19 protein-coding genes and 1 pseudogene are annotated in these 20,268 nt (G+C 39.7%); 6 read left to right on the top strand and 14 right to left on the bottom strand.

Translation table 11 applies throughout. The features are described 5' to 3' along the window. Window positions 1–83 precede the first annotated feature (83 nt). Together IOC57_RS08160 and IOC57_RS08155 are read left to right on the top strand one after the other, a co-directional pair. Entirely contained in the window at window positions 84–992 is a 909-nt protein-coding gene (locus IOC57_RS08160) for a LysR family transcriptional regulator (protein ID WP_207438248.1), read from the top strand. A gap of 734 nt (window positions 993–1,726) precedes the next feature. Next, on the top strand, window positions 1,727–2,041 hold the full coding sequence (locus IOC57_RS08155; protein WP_207438247.1) for an iron-sulfur cluster biosynthesis family protein: 315 nt from the start codon (window positions 1,727–1,729) through the stop codon (window positions 2,039–2,041). A 230-nt stretch (window positions 2,042–2,271) separates the two neighbouring features. Here the strand turns inward: IOC57_RS08155 and sigH are convergent, their stop codons facing one another. Beyond that, complete coding sequence (gene sigH / locus IOC57_RS08150; protein WP_207438246.1) at window positions 2,272–2,925, bottom strand: RNA polymerase sporulation sigma factor SigH; 654 nt, start codon at window positions 2,923–2,925, stop codon at window positions 2,272–2,274. Window positions 2,926–3,933: 1,008 nt separating this feature from the next. Then, window positions 3,934–4,437: a DinB family protein gene (locus tag IOC57_RS08145; RefSeq protein ID WP_207438245.1), complete on the bottom strand. Its 504-nt coding sequence runs from the start codon at window positions 4,435–4,437 to the stop codon at window positions 3,934–3,936. Between the two features lie 267 nt (window positions 4,438–4,704). Here IOC57_RS08145 and IOC57_RS08140 point away from each other — a divergent pair, with 267 nt between their 5' ends. The 3 genes and pseudogenes from IOC57_RS08140 to IOC57_RS26500 all read left to right on the top strand — a co-directional run. Continuing rightward, window positions 4,705–4,896 (top strand): hypothetical protein, encoded by a 192-nt coding sequence (locus tag IOC57_RS08140; protein WP_207438244.1) that lies wholly within the window; start codon window positions 4,705–4,707, stop codon window positions 4,894–4,896. Further along, window positions 4,880–5,089 (top strand): hypothetical protein, encoded by a 210-nt coding sequence (locus IOC57_RS08135; protein ID WP_207438243.1) that lies wholly within the window; start codon window positions 4,880–4,882, stop codon window positions 5,087–5,089. The genes IOC57_RS08140 and IOC57_RS08135 overlap by 17 nt, the downstream gene beginning before the upstream one ends. Before the next feature lie 96 nt (window positions 5,090–5,185). Then, window positions 5,186–5,510 (top strand): annotated as a pseudogene (locus IOC57_RS26500) (amidohydrolase family protein); the annotation flags it as partial. A gap of 493 nt (window positions 5,511–6,003) precedes the next feature. On the opposite strand, the gene cuyA reads toward IOC57_RS26500, so the two are convergent. Then, window positions 6,004–6,999 (bottom strand): D-cysteate sulfo-lyase, encoded by a 996-nt coding sequence (cuyA, locus tag IOC57_RS08130; RefSeq protein ID WP_207438242.1) that lies wholly within the window; start codon window positions 6,997–6,999, stop codon window positions 6,004–6,006. A 521-nt stretch (window positions 7,000–7,520) separates the two neighbouring features. On the opposite strand from cuyA, the gene IOC57_RS08125 reads away from it, so the two are divergent. After that, window positions 7,521–8,195, top strand: a complete 675-nt coding sequence (locus tag IOC57_RS08125; RefSeq protein WP_207438241.1) for a GntR family transcriptional regulator — start codon at window positions 7,521–7,523, stop codon at window positions 8,193–8,195. A 631-nt stretch (window positions 8,196–8,826) separates the two neighbouring features. Here IOC57_RS08125 and IOC57_RS08120 read toward each other — a convergent pair. The 11 genes from IOC57_RS08120 to IOC57_RS08070 form a co-directional block, all read right to left on the bottom strand. Beyond that, window positions 8,827–9,786: a VOC family protein gene (locus IOC57_RS08120; RefSeq protein WP_207438240.1), complete on the bottom strand. Its 960-nt coding sequence runs from the start codon at window positions 9,784–9,786 to the stop codon at window positions 8,827–8,829. 40 nt (window positions 9,787–9,826) lie between these two features. Beyond that, window positions 9,827–10,615 (bottom strand): SDR family NAD(P)-dependent oxidoreductase, encoded by a 789-nt coding sequence (locus IOC57_RS08115; RefSeq protein WP_286184628.1) that lies wholly within the window; start codon window positions 10,613–10,615, stop codon window positions 9,827–9,829. Between the two features lie 42 nt (window positions 10,616–10,657). Beyond that, window positions 10,658–11,167, bottom strand: a complete 510-nt coding sequence (locus IOC57_RS08110; protein WP_207438239.1) for an aromatic-ring-hydroxylating dioxygenase subunit beta — start codon at window positions 11,165–11,167, stop codon at window positions 10,658–10,660. A gap of 21 nt (window positions 11,168–11,188) precedes the next feature. Continuing rightward, complete coding sequence (locus IOC57_RS08105; protein ID WP_207438238.1) at window positions 11,189–12,490, bottom strand: aromatic ring-hydroxylating oxygenase subunit alpha; 1,302 nt, start codon at window positions 12,488–12,490, stop codon at window positions 11,189–11,191. A 38-nt stretch (window positions 12,491–12,528) separates the two neighbouring features. Beyond that, window positions 12,529–13,314 (bottom strand): aspartate dehydrogenase, encoded by a 786-nt coding sequence (gene nadX, locus IOC57_RS08100; RefSeq protein ID WP_207438237.1) that lies wholly within the window; start codon window positions 13,312–13,314, stop codon window positions 12,529–12,531. A gap of 16 nt (window positions 13,315–13,330) precedes the next feature. Next, entirely contained in the window at window positions 13,331–14,776 is a 1,446-nt protein-coding gene (locus IOC57_RS08095; RefSeq protein ID WP_207438236.1) for an aldehyde dehydrogenase family protein, read from the bottom strand. Between the two features lie 12 nt (window positions 14,777–14,788). After that, window positions 14,789–16,477, bottom strand: a complete 1,689-nt coding sequence (locus tag IOC57_RS08090; protein ID WP_207438235.1) for a thiamine pyrophosphate-binding protein — start codon at window positions 16,475–16,477, stop codon at window positions 14,789–14,791. Between the two features lie 30 nt (window positions 16,478–16,507). After that, a complete protein-coding gene (locus IOC57_RS08085) occupies window positions 16,508–17,299 on the bottom strand; it encodes an SDR family oxidoreductase (RefSeq protein WP_207438234.1) in 792 nt (263 codons plus the stop codon). A 101-nt stretch (window positions 17,300–17,400) separates the two neighbouring features. Further along, window positions 17,401–18,339: a VOC family protein gene (locus tag IOC57_RS08080; RefSeq protein WP_207438233.1), complete on the bottom strand. Its 939-nt coding sequence runs from the start codon at window positions 18,337–18,339 to the stop codon at window positions 17,401–17,403. 119 nt (window positions 18,340–18,458) lie between these two features. Further along, window positions 18,459–18,992, bottom strand: a complete 534-nt coding sequence (locus IOC57_RS08075; RefSeq protein ID WP_207438232.1) for a cupin domain-containing protein — start codon at window positions 18,990–18,992, stop codon at window positions 18,459–18,461. Between the two features lie 275 nt (window positions 18,993–19,267). Then, the gene (locus IOC57_RS08070) at window positions 19,268–20,083 is read right to left on the bottom strand and encodes an IclR family transcriptional regulator (protein ID WP_207438231.1); all 816 of its coding nucleotides are present in this window, start codon (window positions 20,081–20,083) and stop codon (window positions 19,268–19,270) included. Window positions 20,084–20,268 lie beyond the last annotated feature (185 nt).

The raw sequence follows: 20,268 nt of genomic DNA, 5'->3' as shown, positions 1-20,268 counted from the left end.
ACTTTACTGGAAGGCACATCATTAGTAAAATATATATAATTTATCATAACTATTAAGAATATTAATAATAAGGGGAAATTTCTATGTATTATGATGCTCTAAAAACATTTGTGACCCTTGTGGAAGTCAAGAATTTTACAAAAACAGCAGAAATTCTTCTTATGTCGCAACCAAGTGTTAGTTTACATATAAAAAAATTAGAAGAAGAGTTCCAAACCAAATTATTTCTCCGTTCTCCGAAATTCCTAAAAGTCACCTTAACGGGAGAAATTCTTTACGACCGGGCCAAGCAAATGATCACAATCTATGAACAGACCAGACAAGACATTCAGGAACACGATAGGTCCATCAAGGGCGAATTAAAGATAGGGGCAAGTTTTACAATAGGAGAGTATATCCTTCCTTCTTTACTCATCGACCTTCAAGAGGACTATCCTGAACTTGAACTTCAAGTCGTAATTGGAAACACGGAAGAAATCGTTCAAGCCGTTCGGCTATACAAAGTGGATATTGGTTTAATCGAAGGTCAAACTAATGAAAAGGAGCTGTCTGTTCATCCATTCATGCAAGATGAGCTATTCATTGTGTCTTCTAACAATCATGAACTCGCTAATAAAGACGGAGTGGAGATTACTGATTTACATGACCAAGCATGGGTAACCAGGGAAGTTGGATCTGGTACACGTGAATACCTTAACCACGTCATACGTTCAAATGGACTGAAAATTAGATCGATACTTACAATAAGCAGTAATCAAGGAATTAAAGAAACACTTATAAAAAACGGTGTAGGGCTGGCACTGCTGTCCCAAAGTGTCATTGAAAGGGATGTACAAAATAAAATCCTTTCTATTATACAGGTGAAAAATGAAACCTTTAACAGAACACTTTCGTATGTGTATTCCCCAATCATGAAAGATAAAAAGAATGTAAAGACTTTTATAACTGAATTAAACAAAAAATGGCCAATGAAAGCAAAGCCTAAAGTATGATCATTGGGTAAGACGAAGTTTCATTCATGCTGGAAACCCTTTTGCCTGACAGCAAAATATATTATTTCATGAAAGTTCCTATCAAAAAAGTCGATCCATAATACTTTAACTCCCCTAATTATCAGAATATTGGGGGTACAGTTCAACATGAAGGAATCGACTTTTTTATATTCTTATGCCCTAAGCCTCTATCGGGTAAACTTCTTCTGAATTGGGTACTGCATCGTCAGACTTAGATACAAAATCACCCTCCGCTTGTTGGAAGGGGTTGAAAAACATACGCTTTATGCCCTTTATTGCTTACTTTACTAATCCACAGGCTATAGTAGCCTATATTAAAGACTGAATGATAACACTCGATTTCGTCGCTCCCTCTATTTGAATATAGAATTAATCATTATTTGGAAAGCTCCTGTTTTTTCCTGTTGGAAATAAAGCCATAGTTCCTCCAAAGAAAATCTATTCCCCGAATCTTATCAATGATTAACAAAAGGGAATTTCTCCCCCAAAAAAAGAACCGCCATGTACTAAATTCCATAAGTTTGATTATTTGGAACTTATTTATTTGGGAAAGCCCCTTATCTTGGAACTCTATTATATCGCTTGGGGATGTCTGACACATTAATTTATAAACAATTGGGTATACGAATAAATAGAGGGTTCTTCGTAGCTTGAATTTTCTTTTCCTTGTATAGATAAAAAATAATATCAATTTTTGTATGGGAGCGGGTTTTATGATTATTGAGATTAAAGAAGCAGCAATTAAACAACTTAAAAAAGTGGATTATAAAGAGAATGAAGGTGTTCGTATCGAAGCTATTTATGTTGGAAGCTGTTCGATTTATGTGGAACACGAATTGAAAATTGATAATAAGAACGAAGATGATGAGAGATTCATAATTGATGGGGTCCCCCTATTAATATCAAGTGAGACAAAAAAGCATCTTCCGGATAAAGTTTTTCTTAACTACCATGATGAACTTGGATACAAATTATATTCAGACGAAGAAATATTGAGATATAATCTCCAGTTGACTAGAGTGAATTGAAAAAATGAACATCGCAAAAAGCCCTTCTGTATCTTTTGGGCTTTTTGTGTTCATGCTCAGAGAATGTATCATCGCCTAAAGGGATTTTTATTTCCCCTTGAAAAGGCACTGCACCATTAGCTCCATTACCAGGAGTGAATAGTGTTTTAGCTATCCCGTTTTATATTTTATTAGAAAATCGTTTCGATGTTTTTGCAAATAATAATGAATGAAAGTGTAAAGAATTATAGTTAATATTCTTCGAACCTCCTGGACTCGAAGTACCGCTCCAACTTCCTTTTTACGCGCTGAAGTGCATTATCGATCGTCTTTTTTTGAACATTCAGTTCTTTTGCTATTTCAATATAATTTTTCCCTTGTAGGTACAGGTCCACAACACTACTTTCCAACTCACTAAGGACTTCCTTTAAAATAAGCTCGATATCGTAAATTTCTTCTGATTTTATTATGATCGTGACTGGGTCATTTTGTGTTTGTTCAGGGATTAGATCAATTAGGGCGTGTTCCGATTCCCCTTGATAGATAGGCGTATACAATGAAACATAATTATTTAAGGGAGAATGCTTTTGGCAAATAGCCGCTTTAACAGCGGTTATGATTTGTCTTGAAACGCACAGTTCCGCAAATGATCTGAAAGACGACTTTTTGCAATTCTTGTAGTCTCGAATGGCCTTATATAGTCCAATCATCCCTTCCTGAAATACATCTTCCTTATCTCCACCCGTTAAAAAATACTTCAAAGCATTGGATTGAACGACACATCTGTATTTTTTGATTAAAAAGTCCAGTGCATCTACATCACCATTATGGATTTTTCCAACCAACATTATATCTTCCATATGAGTATAGTTTTCCACTCGTTTCTTCTCGATGATTACACTCATTTATTTTCCCCCACTCACTATGTTGAGCCCCAGCTTAAAGGTTGATTGTCACCTCAATGTGTTAAAGTACATTTAATATTATAATATCTCAGAAATGACGATAATGATATTCGCAAATAACGACATTTTTCTACAAAACGCTGATATGTATAAGTCCCCCCTTATAACCATACACTTTCAGTCCGTTTTAATTGATTTTTTGAAGATCTCGTCTTTTTAGTCGTTTTTTTTAACTCCTAATCATTGACGAATTTTGTTGTGCCAGTGGTGTCAATTACGGTGAGGGTCAAAGATATGCCGGCGCAATAATGGCATAATCATAAATAATAAAGAACTTGTCTGCATTAATGTAATGGTTGACATAGCCAAATCAAAAGGAATAGACGGAGTCAACGTATCTTGTTGATCAATCACACCAATTACTTCATTTTCTTTAATTGGAAAAACAACTAGGAGACTACCAATTAAAACATCGTCTCCAATAAAGCTGGTTTCATTTAAACACCTTATTTGGGGCAAAATAAAAAGGATACTGGGACATAACTAAATAAACCATCCTCAAAAACGAATCATTCTACGTTATTCTACCTATTAAATATCATGCTGTTTTCGTATATGTTGTTTTTATTCATCCATTCAAGCTGTAAGAACAAGTTCGTTCCATTGCGCTACAGATACTCGCTTTCCGAGGAAGCGAAGCCTCCTCGGAAAGCCTGCGGGGTCTCAGCCTTTCCTCTATTTCCCTTAGTAGTCGATGGTCTTCCGCTCCATTACACTAGATGTTTAAAAATAGGATGCAAAAAGCAACAAAATCTATGGAAAAGAACCAAGAAAGACCCGATCTATTAGCCGGAATTCCGCTTATGGTTCGGGTTTATCGTTGACTAAAATACTTATGTCCCAGCCTCTTTAATATACTATTAACTCAGTGAAAAAATGAGAAATCGGGATATATGTATCAAACTTAGCGCCCGTCTTTTCTTCAACTTTATTTAAAATAGCATAGTATTAAAGTGGTGGATTCTCCACACCTAAATGAATCCAATCTTCTTTTGGCGGTCCATACACCCCAGCAGGCTTTATTCCTGCTTGACGCATTAGAACCGTAACTTGTCCACGATGATGAACAATATGCTTGATTAGTCCCATAAGTATGGAAGCATTTGTTTCCTGTCTTCCAAATGCCTCTTGTATTTGCTCTAGGGATTCGTCTGTCCATTGTTGTTCAATAATTTTGGCTGCGTGAGAACTTACATTTTTAAAAGTGATAGCAATTTCCTGGGCTGAAGATGGAACGTTTTCCGAACTTTCTATCCGGTCTATCTTTAAACCGAAATGAGCTAGATAATCTGGAATATTCGTGGTGAAATGCCATACGATTCTTCCTAGAGTGCGGCCTTCAGGATAAACTTGTTGTTCTAATGAATCATCAGTCAAACAATCCAAAACATTTTGAGTCAGTATGCCTTCTTTCTTCCATTCTTTGATAAAATCCGAAATTGAAATATACATATAATACCCTCCCCTATTTCGATAGAAAATTACTTACTCAAAAAATATTATAAAACATACGTTCCCTCATTACAAATTCCTTATTAAACATGCAATGCAACTTTAATTGAAATAAATAATATCCGTTTTTACCCAGTTGATTATGAAACAAAACTTTTAGTCTTATTGTCCGTATTGAATATATATATAAATATGACATGTTATTAATTTATATATTCAGTGTTGTTAAGAGAAAAAGCCATGCAAAATATGCTGAGTATAGGAGGAATGGCGAAGTTTCGAAGCGTAACGGTAGATACATTTCGTCATTACGATAAAATTAAAAAATCAATGGCCAATATCCAGGAAGAAATTAAGACATTGCAAGATATCCATAATATTTTGATGACCCGGTTATACAATATTGAACATTTCACAAACAGTTACAGGAAATTCGGATATTGTGATAAAACAATTTGAAGAACGGGAATACATCCAGCTTGCCAGGGCGGTAAGTTGGGGGGATACAGAAAATCTTTATTTGGGATTCTTGGAGCTCGAAAACAGGATTGGTGGAATCATACCTGCATTGGCTAGCAATAAATTTGGAGATTTTATCAAGAAAGAGTACTTTGATGAAATTCGTCAATCATCTGACTTTTTCGGTTCCTAAGTGACTATCAATCTCAATTATTCAATTTTGTTAAGGATGAAGAATCAAACTAACCAACCCAAAAAATTGAAAAAGGGCTATTTTTATGTTCCTACTATGGAGGACTTCATTACCGCTCGCGCAGCTTATTTAATCGACCTTATGCGGATCAACCAGAACACGTGATGAAACTTCTTTCCCTCCTGAAACGATCAAAAAATGGGTTGTTGATGGATATAAAGAGGGCTTCAGCATTCGTTTTCATGCGATTGGAGATGGAGCGATCCGTCTTGCTTTAGATGCCTGTTAGGAAGTGCAAAAGGCAAATGGCAAACGGGATTCACGACATTCGGTCGAACACATTGAAGTAATTCATCCAGATGATGTTCATCGTTTCAAAGAGCTAGGCGTCACTGCTTCAATACAGCCAGGTCACTTAAGTTGTTTTTGATCATACGAAGTCTTTAATCGAAAAGTAACATTAAAGGAGGATTCTACAAGTGTAGAATCCTCCCTTTCCGCCAGCAATACGTTAGCACATTTCGGAACAGGCTCCATCATGTCTACATCCATTGCTGAATCGATTCTGTTGCTTTTTAAAATTTTTCTTCTTTTTAGTTTTGATTTTGATATCTATGATCAGTTTTCAAATGGTTTTCGTGCTACCTCTTTATCAATAGAGGAACTTTGGAATTTCAATTAAATTCCATTATGACATTTTTACACTGAGCGCAAAAGTTCTTAAAATTCAACATGAACGCTTGTTTGGAATAATAATTCGATAAATATGTTTTTCGCTTAATAACCATTTCAACTTTATTAAAAAAAGTGGAAAATAGGCAACCTGCAAATTTATGTATAGAATGAATCGTTTTACACTCTCACTGCTTTTGTTGTCTTGACTTTGAGCTTAGAATTTATTATATAATGACATTTCAATTAAAGAGCGAAGTATTGGCATATAACGATGAAGCACCACCAGAGTGAACAAATAGGATGTTATCCTCCGGCTTAAAAGTGCCTTTTTGGATTAAATCAATGAGCCCCGCTGCCGCTTTACCCGTATATACCGGATCCAGCAAAATCCCTTCTGTTCTTGCCATTAGCTTGACTGCTTCCACCATTTCAGGTGTAGGCAAAGCATAACCCGGTCCGACATACTCATCAAAACACGTAACAGCCTCACGAGGGATTGAATTTTGTATGCCGATGTGTGTTAAAGTTTCTCTAACAAGCTGAAAAACCTTCTCTTCTTGTTCAGCTTTTCCTCTGCTTACATTTATGCCAATTACTGATATTCCACTTTGATTTCCATGAAATCCTGCCACCAAACCAGCATGCATTCCCCCACTGCCGCTTACACAAATAACTGCTTTAAAATCAATCCCTTGCTCAAAAGACTGAGCTAAAATCTCCTGAGCACATGCAACATATCCCGTTGCACCAATCACATTGGATCCCCCAACGGGAATGATGTAAGGTCGATGCCCTTTCTCTGTCACCTCTTTAGCCACTTTCTGCATTTCTTGCATTAAGTCCGTTCCGTTTGGTACAACAATAATTTGGTCAGCCCCCAATAAATGATAGAGAAAATAGTTACCGTTAAAATCCGGCTCTGAGTCTTTTGAAAGTCCCTCTTCCAATACAAGGATGCATTTCATTTTCTCTTTAACGGCAGCAGCTAGGGTCAAGCGGCAATGATTTGATTGAATGCCTCCACATGTAATCAGCGTATCCGCGCCTTTTTCCAACGCATCAGCAACAAGGAACTCCAGTTTTCTTGTTTTATTTCCCCCAGCCGTCAGACCAAGCATATCATCTCGTTTAACATAAATGGATGGGCCCCCAAGAACTTCAGAAAAATGATCTAATCTCTCAACTGGTGTATATGTTGGTGTATATCGCTTTCTAGGAAATTGTGCTAAATTCATTTTAAAACTCCTCCTGTATCCTTGGTGTTGTACATTAAAAAAATATCAATCTGACGTTCTCGTTACTTTAGATAATAAATAAAAGCAAACGCCTCATTTCCATCATAGCATGTTTAAGTAAACGAGCAACATCCTTGCACTTCTAGAAGGATAGAATACATCATTCATCGCGGCAAAGTGACTCACATCAAAACCGATGTTTACTGTAAGTTTGCTTCCGCTTATTTTATGTCACCCAATATTATCACGAATTTCCCCTGTTTCATGATGGTTGGGACTTCCCTGATTTTTTCACTCTTGCCAATAACCTTGTATGTATCTTTGGCTATAATTGTCTCATAAGATTATATGAACTTCCTTTTTTATAATGAAGGTAAATCATTAGTTCTCCCGAAACATGAGCGAACTCTCCCCGTTGAAATGTATAAACACCCTAAAGTCTGAAACAGAGAATGACTTCAATCGTTTTTATAGATCAAATAAATATACTTGTATAGAATTGGATTTTTGAAAGGAGCACCATGGAAACCAATCACTATCACTATATTACAGAACAAATAGAACATTATTCTTCTAAGCTCTTAAGGGAAGCTATATTTTTTGGTAGTAAAAATGCGATCATTGAAGGGATATTTATGCCCGGGGACCGCTTAACGGAAGATGATATTGCCCAACCTTTCAATTGTTGCCGTACACCGGTTCGTGAAGCTTTGAGGAAATTAGGACAGGAAAGTTTGCTACAGGTGAAACCTGGTATTGGGATGATCATATCAAATTTGGATATTGAACTTTTGCAGCAAGAATTGGAAATCAGGAAAACGCTCGAAAACTATTCTTTACAAAAGGCTTGCGAAGGAATTACGGAAGAGGAATTAAAAAAACTGGAATGGGCAACAGATAAACTGCAACAGGCCATAAATAAAAATGAACGAATTGCGGCAAATCGTGCAAACATTGAATTTCACCGCTTATTATATTCCTACTCGAGAAATACCTTTCTTCAAAAGACTACGGATTCATTATGGCTTTCCTTTCGAATTTCCTTTTTATCGGCCCGTAACGAAGATGTTATAATGGTTGATAAATCTTGGTATGAGGAACGAAACAGCGAGCACTTACAGGTAATCCATTCCATTCGTGACAAAGAAGCAGAAAAAGCAATAAAGGTCAATACGATCCATATCCAAAAAAAATGATTTTTACCTTAATTTACATAAAACGTGTATCACAATAAAATTAATATAAAGGGTGCCTATTTGTTTAACCTTTTACAGCTGCAACACCAAGCTTCAGTTCAACATCATATTCACCATCTGCAACTAATGAAAGACCTTGACATCCTGGAATAGCATTTTTGGTATTTCGAATTATTCATGGCCTCCCAAATCAGATCTGCACGATCATCAAAGTTTATTTTTCCGGATATCTCCAAACTTCGCCCCCAAATGTACAAATTTTTTAAAACCTTTTTTGTTCTCAAATTACTTCCACCTGCATACACGTATAAACCTTAGGTTAAAAAATTCCCAAAGCCGCTAACTACTTTCAACGATATTAATATTCTGAATTATTTGTCAATAAGTTTTCCGTTAGTTTCTAATTATTTCACTTTCATTTACTGTACAAGGCCATGGTTGAAGCCCCCTTCCTGCCCATTGCCTTGTATAAAATTCTTTTTACGGTTATCACTTTAATTAGCTGATTAGGGGGGAAATGGCTAGGTTTCCGATTTTATCATTACCGTGCTTGATTATTCCCCGTTATGTAAGTGCGAAGTACTCACACATTTGCATCCGGAACACTTCTTGATGATCAATTGATACGCGTTTACTCATCAAAACGTTCTAGCAATTCAATAATCACTTTATAGGTCGATGTTGTATCCATATAGGCATATCGACCTTTTCCGTTAAAAAAGTTACCAGTCTGTATGACCGGATAGCCCATTTCTTCTAACATCTTCATTTTAGCCTCCATGTCTTTAACGACAAAAGAGATATGATGAACACCCTCACCATATGTTTCAAGATGATCTTTCCACGTACTAGGTGATTCGCCCGGCTCGATCAATTCAATTTGAATTAACGAAGTATCGATGAACATATATTTTGATTTTCCTTCAGTGGGCTTCCCTTTATAAATCACGTTTGTGATTTCGGCAGAACCAGAATGTATGATGGGAGGTTTTTCAATACCCAACAACTTACAATATGCATCTGCAGCCGCATCCAGGTCTTTTACAACTAACGCAAGCTTTTCCACTTTGTTCGTCCCTAATAGCGGCTGAACGCTTGCATCTTCTGGACTTTCCCATGCCGTTTTTCTCGGCTCTGCACTTTCAAGCAATTCTACTAACGTTTTGTGATCTTCTAGTGTATCCACATATACATATCGGCCGTCACTTGAAGTGAATTCACCCGTTTGCAAAGCTGGGTATCCACTTTTCTCCATGATTGGCAGCCTGTTTTGGATAGAGTCTACATCAAAAGCTATATGGTGGATCCCTTCACCTACTTCCTCCAGGAACTCACGCATCGTTCCTGGATTTTTATCGGGTTCTATTAGTTCAAATTGGACAGTTGGTGTATTCAGAAAAACCAGTTTGGATTGTGATTCCGTTGGTACACCTCTAAAAGTGACTTTCGAAACAGAGCTGTCACCAGTTAGAAATGGTTCTGCCTTCTTAATGCCTAGCAGTCTTGTGAAAGCTAGATTAGCAGTTTCAATATCTTTTACAACAAATGCGAGTTGATTAATATTCCTATTTCCCAATAGTGATTCAGCCATACTTATAAACCTTCTTCCCATCGTTTATATTGTTATGAACTCAACCCAGTCCGCGAACTGACAATCCTCCATCACTGGAGATGACTTCGCCGGTAATTGCACGCGCTGCGTCCGATGCTAACAGGACATATGCAGCTACATGATCTTCGGGCATCTGTGCAAGCTGAAGAGGGTTTCTTTTTTTTATGCTATTTGCCTTCGTTTCATTATCCACGATTTTAACGAATGGACGTAGGGGAGGAATGACTGATAATGCTGTTAGAGTGCCACCAGGCGCTACAGCATTCACCCTAATGTTAGGAGCAAGTTCAAAGGCAAGTTGGCGCATCAACCCTATTTGGGCATGCTTGCTCGCTGTGTACCAAACCCCGCCGCCATCCGGATAAAAACTAGCACCGGATACGGTGAAAATAATATTGCCATTTGATTTTTGCAGTTCTTTAAGAGCGGCTTTAGCACCAAAGAAAGATCCTTTAACGTTAATATCGATCAGAAAATCATATGCTTCGGAAAGTGCATCGGGAGTTACGTCGGCAAATTTAGCAAATCCATCAAAGACTCCTGCATTAGCAACGAAAACATCCAGCTTTCCAAATTGCTTGACAGTGGCCTGGACAGCCCTCTCATTGTCTCCATATTTGCTTACATCGCCCTGGTTAATGAGAATCTCTTCACCAAATTCCTCTTTCATTTTTTTTAGCGTTTCTATCGAACGGCCGATAATGCTGACTTTCGCCCCTTCTTGTATAAAACGTCTAGTGACAGCCTCTCCGATACCTGAATTGCCTCCGGTAATCAACACTACTTTATCCTTTAACGCCATTGCCATTGTAACCAGCCTCCTTGTTATCTCTTTTTTTCCAAGTCAATATTATACGAAGATAGCAAGATTTCTGGTATTTATCGTTGATTGATCAACAATGAATATCCGTTTGGAAAGTTTCCATTTACCTTCTTCGAAAATGAATTCATCATTTCTTTCCCCCGAAATCAAATCATGTTGAATATCCGTGCTGCGGCTTCGATAGATAAGCAGATAGCTCCTAACGACAGCCTTTTCACCTTCAATATAGTCTTTAACACGTACATTGGAGACAAAACGCCGTGTTCTTGATGGCGGTATCTCCGCCCAAGCATAATCCGTTTTCAAACGATCCACGCGCAGTCTCAACAACTCAATATCATCATTAAATGTAAACATATCCGTTGAATAATCCGGGCGTTCCACCCCTTCTTTATTAACACGTACTGGCATTTGATAACGTAAGCTAGGGTGCATCAGATCGAACCAATCATCAAATTCAATATCATCCAGTAATTGAGCTTCATCATACAACCACTGTTCAAATTCACATTTGAGCAACATTTTCTCCACATTCATTTCCGTTCCCCCTCCCGCTTATCATTTCGTCATTAATTCCAGCCAGTACTTGTAAAAATTCCGCTGGCTCGCTTCAGTGAATTTATCATCGTAAGCAACACCGGGTCCTATAAAATCAACGGGTTTACGATGAAGACCCATTGTATAATTGTAGGTTAAATTCTTAAGGAATGGCATTGGGCCTTGGGCTGTTTCAGTAATGTCCGTAAACACTTCCGTATCATCCTGTTCGAAAATACCGGATGGGCTAAATGTCAAGATAAATGAATCTCTTGATCTATCTTTCCAATCTTGGGAGGCGTTCTTTTCCACAAGCATCCAAGCGATCACTTCCATTTTATTGTGACCGATTGGCCGCCACATTCTAATTGAAGTGTTGGAGATGAATTGGTCTTTGATTTTAGTATGGGATATTAAAAATGATAAATTGGGAAAAACATTCCCAATCATATTCTTTAAGTTTGATAACACTTCATATTGTTCTTCAGACAAATTATTTTTAAATTCATTTTTCAATTCTTCCGGGAAAGCAAAGTCAGGGTTTGGCGTCCCTAAGTTTAGTCCATGCCCGTTTTCCGTATGGATTTGAAAACCACGCTTTGAATAGGTAGCATTGGGAACCATGCCCAGCTTTGCAATGGATCCATGTGTAACCATCGTGTGATAGGAATCACCAACAAAGTTATCGGAACCAACTTTCCAGTTGGAATTAACAATGAATCTTTGTGGGACCCCGATAACTTCCATTTCTGCACGTCCTACGAGTATATCCAAATACCATTTAATGTCTCCAAGAAACTCTTCAAGTGGCTCTGCATCTTCATTCCAAGTTCCAAATAAAAGACCTTTATAGGATTCAAGTTTCACTTTGTGAAGGCCCATTTCCGACCGATCAAGGGTTCCCCCATATATATCCTTTTGCAATGGCACCCCTACAAGCTCACCAGTATTTTTAAAATTGAATCCATGGTAGGGACAAGTAAATAATGACTTGTTTCCTTTATCTGCACGGCAAAGTTTCATTCCGCGATGGGTGCACATATTGTAAAACGCCCTGATTTCCCCTTCACCATCACGAGTAATGATGAGCGAGTAGCCAGCTAGTTCACGGGTCATGAAGTCTCCTTTTTTGGGTACCTCTGAATCATGACCGATAAAAACCCATGTTTTCAAAAACACTTTTTCATGTTCTATATCATAAACCTTTGGGTCTCCAAGGAGGTATGCAGGTATAACGCCTTCCTCTGGTTTAACCGTTTCGTTCAAATGGTTAACAACTTGCTGTTTCGACATTTCTTCTAAGGATTTATCAGTTTTAAGCATACTTTTTCTCTCCCTTCCAAGCTTTACATCATTCTTCTTTACCCGATTTGAACACTCTTTTCCTTATTTTGCAGAGTAGCCAAAACACTTAATGCCGCTAGATAACTCGTTTTCGGATTATTTGGCATCGGATCATTTTCCACTTCCAGTTTTAGTTTCCCAAACGAACCTGACGCTTCTATCAGGTGAATGTTTTTTAACACTTTTGGATCGGCAATGATTTTCACTTTCGTCTTTTCAGATCCAAGACCAGCCATAGACAGTACAATCGCAACATTAATGTTTCTCGGAAACTGTTTGATCGCTTCTGCAGCAGAACCTTCAAATAATACCGTTTCTTCTGTCACTGATGAACTTGCTGGCAATGCGTTTGGCGGTTTTCTAGTGGTGATGCATACAGATTCAAGGCCATTCACCGCTTTTGCCGATTTAAGTACATCGAGACCTCCAATCGCACCAGACGGAAGGAGAATATTCACGTTATTCATTTTGCAAATCTGGTTTGAATGTTCTTCAAAGGCAGAATTCGCCATCACGCCTATGCTGCTTAGCAAGAGATCCTTCCCACTTTTAAGCACTTTTATGGCATACTCTTCAGCTGCTTCAATCGTTGCAGCCTCTATGACTAAATCCACATCGGATTTAAGGAGTTCGTCAACATCACTATATGGCTGTGTCCTGAATTCTTCAGCCAGTTGTGCGGCGACTTCTTCACGCCGGGCATAAATTGCAACGATTTTCCCACCTGGAAGAAGCCCATCGGTATTAATTGCCTTAAGCAGAAATGTCCCGATATTACCGCATCCGATTAAACCTAACTTCATCTAGTTTCATCCTTCCTCAATCAGCAAACCCATATGAGTCCGCAAAGAATTCCAGCCCGCAATGTCTTGTTTCCCGGGAAACACCACTTTCTTTTAAGCCAGGGAAATCCAGGGCCAAGTCGCTGAAAACGGTATGATTATTATGGAAAACCGCACCAGCTTCAAGGCGATCTGCCATTTCGACAGCGATATCTTCATTCTCGGTCCAAACAGATGCTCGCAGGGCAAACTGACTATCATTCGCTAATTTTACAGCTTCATCAATATCATTGAAAGGTAAAATTGGAATGATAGGTCCGAATTGTTCTACCCGAACCACTTCACTCTGCTGATCGACGCCAGTAATAATGGAAGGAAGCATATAATACCCTTTATCCCAAGTTTCCGGATTCAGCTGAATGCCGGTCGTGATTATATTTCCTCCTGACTTAGCGGTACGTTCGATCAAGCCATTAACAAAGTCAAATTGTGATTTATTATTCAATGGACCCATAGTAACATCAGGCTGAATGCCATCACCGATTACCATCCGGCTAAACTCTTTGGTCAGCTTTTCCACGACCTCATCAAAACGTGATTCTTGGACGTACACCCGTTTTACAGCAGAACAGACCTGACCTGCTGCTCGTAAAATCCCCATCCTCAAACGTTTGATAGCCACTTCGTCCATATTGGCATCTTTTAAAATGATGGCAGGATCATTGCCGCCGAGTTCCATATATACCTTTTGCAGATTTCCAGCTGATTTCTGCATGATATCTTTCCCGGTTTCCGTACTTCCGACAAACGCTAATGTCCGTACTCGTGAATCGGAACATAGTATGTCACCGATTGCTTTTCCTGATCCTGAGACTATATTGATGACTCCAGGAGGAAAATGTTCAGCAACTACTTTTAAACAGGACATTATCGTTAAAGGACAATTCGTTGCAGGTTTTACAACAACGGCATTGCCTGCCAAAACAGCAGGTATGACCCTTTTAAATGTTAATATCATCGGAGAATTCCACGGTGTGATTATTGCCGTGACACCTCTTGCCCTTCTTCGGATCTGGACCTTTTGATTTCCTGGGAGCACTTCAGGATTCCACCAATCAAGTAACTCTGCTGCACAGCCCTTCATGACTTCAACACAGCGCAGTAAATCCTTTTTAGCTTCAACAAGTGTTTTTCCATTTTCACGTACAAACACTGTAACATTTTCCTCAATTACTTTTGATAGTTCGTCTGCCGCAATGTTCATACGGTTAGCCCGTCCCTCGATATCAGTGCGAGACCACGTTTCAAAAGCATTTTCTGCCGCTTCAACTGCGTCATTCACGATTTCTTCAGAGCATTTTGCCACCTGGCCAATTACTTCCGATGTATTTGCCGGATTAACTACATCGACTTTTTCCGTCGATTCTATCCATTCTCCATTAACTAGGTATTTCCCTGAAACCAATGGGTAAGTCGAAATCATTCTCAATCCTCCTTATAGTTTTTTTGGTTTGAATGCTTCAGCAGCTCCTGGCGGTCCTCCAAATGGCTTGGCCATTGGCCCCACAGCTTCCATATCAACAACGATCATTGATGGTTTACGTCTTTCCTTTGCTTTCTTCAGTTCGGATATGAATTCATCTCCAGAACCAATGCGGACTGCATCAAAATGCATGGACTCAGCCAGTTTCACAAAATCAGGACTCAATAAATCCACGGCAACCTGCCGGCCATATGCGGCTGTTTGAATATTGCGAAGAACCCCATAGCCTGAGTCATCGAACAATACGATGATCACCGGTAAGTTTTCTTCGGCTGCCGTAACCATTTCCCCGACGTTCACCATAAACCCACCATCTCCAGCCATAAGCACGACGGTTTTATCTTGACACCCCATTTGGGCTCCGATCGCTGTTGGAAGACCTTGCCCAATTCCGCCGCCTGATGCATGAATCGATGTTCTCGGTTCATAGATTTCAAATAAACGGCTGCCCCAAACGTTTGCCTGTACGGTTACATCACGAACTAGAATGGTATCGTCAGGCAATACCTCCCTCATGCCATCTACAAATTGCTCATAAGGTCCAAGCGTTTCCCTGAGTTGAGCTCGTACTTCATTTCTAAGTGAAAGGACTTCTTGTAAATATGAAGGCTCTGCCTGAAGAGAATGTTCTTCGAGCTTTTTAATGATGGCAGATAGCACATCTTTTGCGTCGCCAACCAAACCTATTGTGGCTTTATAGTTCCGGTTAATGGCCTGCCAATCCGCATCGATCGCTATATGTTCTTCCGGCACCGGCACTTTCCAGTTGGATGTTTCATTCCCTCTAAACCTTACACCTACACTAATCAATAAATCTGCATTTCTTAAAAACTCTTTTGTTTTTTCATATGCCGCAAAATGACCTATGCATTGTTCATGGTTTTCTGGGATCGAACCTTTTCCTGACTGACTGGTTATAACCGCTGCTCCAAGGATTTCCGCCAATTTTTGCAGCTCTTGCGACGCATTGGCACTGATGACTCCGCCCCCTGCCCATATTACAGGACGGTGTGCGCCAACGATTTTTTGCAAGGCTTGTTCTGGAATAAATGGCGTTGAATTTGTTGCTGATGTTGAAGCCGGCTGCCCTTCAAGTGAAAGATCTTCTATGATCGCCGATTGATAGTCAATGGGTATTTCCAATGTAACCGGTCCCGTTGGTGCAGTTAACGCTTCTTGGATCGCCTTCCTTACTACTGCTGCAGATTGCTCAGGGTTTCTAAGCCTCATTGCATTTTTACACGCTCCGCCCATCATTGAAAGCTGGTCTTTACACTCATGTATGTATCCTTTGCCTGTACCAAGGTAAGGAGAAGCCACCTCACCGGTAAGATGAAGAAGAGGGACACCTGCTGCCCAAGCTTCCACTAGTGAACCAGCAGCATTTCCTGCCCCTGTTCCGGTACTGGTGATCACTACACCCAATTTCCCTGTGGCGCGGGCATATCCATCAGCCATATTGACGGCACCGCTCTCACCCCGTGAACAAATGAGTTTGATGCTACCTTCTCTCAGAATTGCATCATAGATGGGCATATTGTGAATACTGACAATCCCGAAAGCAGCTTCCACTCCTGCATGAACCAGCTCCTTTACGATGGAATCAGCGGTTGTAAACTCTATTTCTTCTTGAATTTTCATCGCGTTAGCCTACCTTTTTTAGTAATATATTTAAAGTGCCTTCCCGATTGCTCCTGCCGTCTCAATCGTCGAACCCGCTACATAACTTGCTTTGTCTGAAGCAAGGAAAACAATGACACTGGCCACTTCTTCCGCTTCTCCTACGCGGCCGAGAGGGATATTCCTTTTTTTCGCAAGGTCTCCATAATACTCTTCAGGTTCCATATCAGGCGCATTTTTCAATCTTCTTCGCTCCCATTGATCAGTCCGGATCAATCCAAGACTTACTGAATTAACCAATATATTGTCAAAGGCCAATTCCTGGGACAAGGTTTTGCTTAAGTTAAGGAGGCCTGCCCTTGCTGCTGCAGTCGCTACCATATGACGTTCAGGTTCTTTAGCAAGCGTTGCATTAATATTAATAATCCGTCCCCCTCCCCTTTTCACTATATGTGGATGCGAAGCACGAACGGCATATATGATGGCAAAGAACTTTAACTGAATCTGCTCTTCCCACTGCTCATCCGTTATGTCAAAAAAGTGACCCATCACGCTTTGACCGGCTGCATTCACCAATATATCGATTCCACCAAACCTCTCAGCGGTACCATTTATGAAGGAATCCACATCCAATTTTGAGGTGACATCACATGTTGATGCAAAAATATCCGCTTTATCTCCAAATGAGAGCAACTGACTTTGGGCACTTTTCATACGCTCGGAACTTCTGCCGCATATAGCCACTTTCGCTCCTTCAGCTAAAAACATCTCTGCTGTTTTTAATCCCACACCTGATGTGCCGCCCATAATGACAGCAACTTTTCCCTGTAATCCTAAATCCACTCTCGTCACTCCTTTTCAAAGCCATTTTCCTTAAACGCTGTCCTTTAATATACAAGAAGCTAACTACGCGTAAGACTAATGGAAAGTAATAAAAATCCTCCTCATTTTTCCGCAATGACTGAATCATCTATTTGAGAATCAACCCAGCCCGGATCGGGATCTCCTCCCATTGCTTTGCGGGCTTCAGGTTTCGGCGGCCCTGCAATCCCCCACTGATCCATTAAATGCGGGACCCGTTTCCATACACGTGCTCTCCACTCAGATTCATCTTCGATCGTTTCCAGGTAACATGTATACTCCATAACAAAACCGCCTGGGTCTTGAAAATAACAGAAAATATTGTCTCCAGGTCCATGGCGTCCAGGTCCCCAAAGTTCTGACAAACCCGCTTTTCGCACATTGCTTATTCCTCGCATCAGTTCATCCACCGAATCGACTTCATATGCGATATGATTGACTGACGCATGCTCATCTTGATTGAAGGCAATGGAGTGATGCTTCCTGTTGCATCGCAGGAATGACATTTGGTGTTCACTCCAATCAGTAACTTTAAAACCAAGTACATTTGTATAAAACTCAACGATCATATCTAAGTTCTTCGTGTTCATTACAACATGATTCAGTTTCACTGGATCAACATTTTTCTTGCTCCAAATGCTCGTTTGTACTTCCACCCAAGCAGAAAGCTCAATCACGCGGTTTTCCGGATCAATAAACCGTAGGCCATAACCTGAACCTGCTTCATCCAAATATCCAGGTGGTTCAATAATTCGAACACCCTTCGATTGTAATATCCCAGCTGCACGATCCACCGCATTTTTATCGACCATGCCAAAAGCTATATGATGCAAACCTCGTTTTTCTCCCTTGTGAAGGCTTAAAATATGATGTTCCGGTCCAGCCCCGCGGAAATAAACCGTATTCTCCTCTTCCGGAACATCCACTCTATCAAGTCCCCAAACCTTTTCATAAAATTCTGCTTGATCGTCGAAATTCGGAGTTATCATGCTTATATGTCGTAAATGTGTAATCCCAAGCATTTTTTATGCCTCCCCTAATTTAGCCCTTTAGATAATTTTCCTTGGACATATTTAACAATTTAATCGAAAAGGGCGCCTCATTAATTTTCATAATGCAGGTGCCCTTTTCGGCTAAATGATCAGTCTTTAATGATGGCTTCTCTTTCTTTAGAGCGTTGTTTACGCAGTTCTTCCAAGTCACTGCCCTCAGGATATGTCGGTAAGTTAGGCTTTACTGCCCCTAACATCACGAGCATGCGCGCCTCCACATCCCCGTCATTCCTAATTCCTCGATAAACCCCTGGTGGGCTGCTGATGCAGTCTCTCGCACTTAATTTAATTTCATGCACTTCACTATAGCTATCTTCTTGAATTAGTGCCGTGACCTCACCCTCAAGAATGAAAAACACTTCTTCAACATCGTCGTGAAGGTGTAAAGGACCGATACATCCCGGAGGAAGCACCATTGTACTTAAAGTGAAATGTTCACCTGCAATTACATTCGTATCGTTATTGGCAGTGGCACCACGTCCGATATATCTCATCTGTGCACGTCTATAAGCGGGATCGATTTCTTCTTGGAACTTCAAGACATCCCAATCAAGCGAACGGTCTTTCAATCGGGCAACATATTTTTTTTCAAATTCCTTCACTGAAAAAGCTTCTTTTGTCATGTTTAAATTCCTCCCTTATTTGTTGTTTCTAAACCACTCTATGTTTCATAAGCAAAACATTGTTTTGTCTATGAATTAAGTCTAAAATGAAACCGCTTCAATGTCAATGAATTTTTAGAATATTTAAAACTATTTTATAATCCGAACGCTTGCCGCTTGGGGATAGACCTATACGATTTGCTTCTCTTAACACAAAAAAGTGTGGATGCCCTATTGGGAGATCCACACTTTCGAAAGAGGTTATTCATTTTTAATAGATTGGCGCTCAAGCATATTCAGACATCTTCGTGTTGATAAGGTTTAACCCCACTATACCCCATATAAACGGATAACTGCTGAGAAACTTCCAAAAGTTTCGGCAAAGCAATTTTATCGATGAAATCTTCCTGGTAAGCAGACTCTGTTGCCACGACATTCAAGGCAGCCAATACTTTCCCAGTCCTGTCAAAAATCGGAGCAGCAACAGAACGGATGCCAGGATGGAATTCCCCGCTTGTCATCGAATAACCATTTTCCCGAATCGATTCCAGCTGTTTTTGAAATTCACCCGGCGCGGTGAGTGTTTTGTCTGTATAAGGAGTTAGGTTTGAGATTTTGAACATTTGCTTTAGCATCTCTTTCGGTTGATATGCCAAAAGTAATTTTCCATTGGCCAAAGCATGTGCCGGCAGCCGCAAACCTATGTTCACATTGACAGCGGAAACACCTCTGATTGGAGCACTTCCGACATAAACGACTTCCTGTCCATCCAAAATGGACAGATGGCAGGAGGCTCCGATTTCATCACGCAAGGTCTCCATATAAGGTTGGACAATTTCCTGGAATTTCAAGCTATTCAAATAGCTAAATCCCAATTCAAGAACCTTTGGCGTTAAACTATAACGTTTGGTATGTTCATCCTGAGACAAATAACCAATATTTTGTAATGTGAATAATAAACGATATGGTACCGTTCTGCTTACTCCCAGTTGTTTTGCAATTTCTGAAAGAGACAAACTCGGCTGTACTTCATTAAAGAGCTTAATGATTTCCAACCCTCTAACCAATGAATTAGCACTATATTTCTCTTTCTCTTTTTCTTCGCTTGCCATTCGAGTATTCCCCCCGTTGTGAATAAATCTCATTTTCTCCTGACTATTACCCATTCAGTAATGCTTTCTTCATACTTTTAAAGAAGAACTTGCAGTATGTACATTTTTTTCTGAAGTTCATTTGGTGAACGTTTTTGAAGGATACTTCAATGGTTGCAAACCTGTTGTCTTTAGCATCCGTAACA

This window comes from Bacillus sp. SD075 (genome assembly GCF_017355165.1).
Lineage (GTDB): Bacteria > Bacillota > Bacilli > Bacillales > DSM-1321 > Peribacillus.
The sequence above is the reverse complement of the archived record's forward strand: the minus strand, read 5'-3'. Positions and strand labels throughout refer to the sequence as shown.

Bases quoted from the DNA above. Each gene is read 5' to 3' on its own strand.
- IOC57_RS08075 (WP_207438232.1), bottom strand. From the start codon at position 18,992: ATGACAAAAGAAGCTTTTTCAGTGAAGGAATTTGAAAAAAAATATGTT.
- IOC57_RS08080 (WP_207438233.1), bottom strand. From the start codon at position 18,339: ATGCTTGGGATTACACATTTACGACATATAAGCATGATAACTCCGAAT.
- IOC57_RS08095 (WP_207438236.1), bottom strand. From the start codon at position 14,776: ATGATTTCGACTTACCCATTGGTTTCAGGGAAATACCTAGTTAATGGA.
- IOC57_RS08155 (WP_207438247.1), top strand. From the start codon at position 1,727: ATGATTATTGAGATTAAAGAAGCAGCAATTAAACAACTTAAAAAAGTG.
- sigH (WP_207438246.1), bottom strand. From the start codon at position 2,925: ATGAGTGTAATCATCGAGAAGAAACGAGTGGAAAACTATACTCATATG.
- nadX (WP_207438237.1), bottom strand. From the start codon at position 13,314: ATGAAGTTAGGTTTAATCGGATGCGGTAATATCGGGACATTTCTGCTT.
- IOC57_RS08145 (WP_207438245.1), bottom strand. From the start codon at position 4,437: ATGTATATTTCAATTTCGGATTTTATCAAAGAATGGAAGAAAGAAGGC.
- IOC57_RS08105 (WP_207438238.1), bottom strand. From the start codon at position 12,490: ATGCTTAAAACTGATAAATCCTTAGAAGAAATGTCGAAACAGCAAGTT.
- IOC57_RS08115 (WP_286184628.1), bottom strand. From the start codon at position 10,615: ATGGCAATGGCGTTAAAGGATAAAGTAGTGTTGATTACCGGAGGCAAT.
- IOC57_RS08120 (WP_207438240.1), bottom strand. From the start codon at position 9,786: ATGGCTGAATCACTATTGGGAAATAGGAATATTAATCAACTCGCATTT.
- IOC57_RS08090 (WP_207438235.1), bottom strand. From the start codon at position 16,477: ATGAAAATTCAAGAAGAAATAGAGTTTACAACCGCTGATTCCATCGTA.
- cuyA (WP_207438242.1), bottom strand. From the start codon at position 6,999: ATGAATTTAGCACAATTTCCTAGAAAGCGATATACACCAACATATACA.
- IOC57_RS08160 (WP_207438248.1), top strand. From the start codon at position 84: ATGTATTATGATGCTCTAAAAACATTTGTGACCCTTGTGGAAGTCAAG.
- IOC57_RS08110 (WP_207438239.1), bottom strand. From the start codon at position 11,167: ATGAATGTGGAGAAAATGTTGCTCAAATGTGAATTTGAACAGTGGTTG.
- IOC57_RS08125 (WP_207438241.1), top strand. From the start codon at position 7,521: ATGGAAACCAATCACTATCACTATATTACAGAACAAATAGAACATTAT.
- IOC57_RS08070 (WP_207438231.1), bottom strand. From the start codon at position 20,083: ATGGCAAGCGAAGAAAAAGAGAAAGAGAAATATAGTGCTAATTCATTG.
- IOC57_RS08140 (WP_207438244.1), top strand. From the start codon at position 4,705: ATGGCGAAGTTTCGAAGCGTAACGGTAGATACATTTCGTCATTACGAT.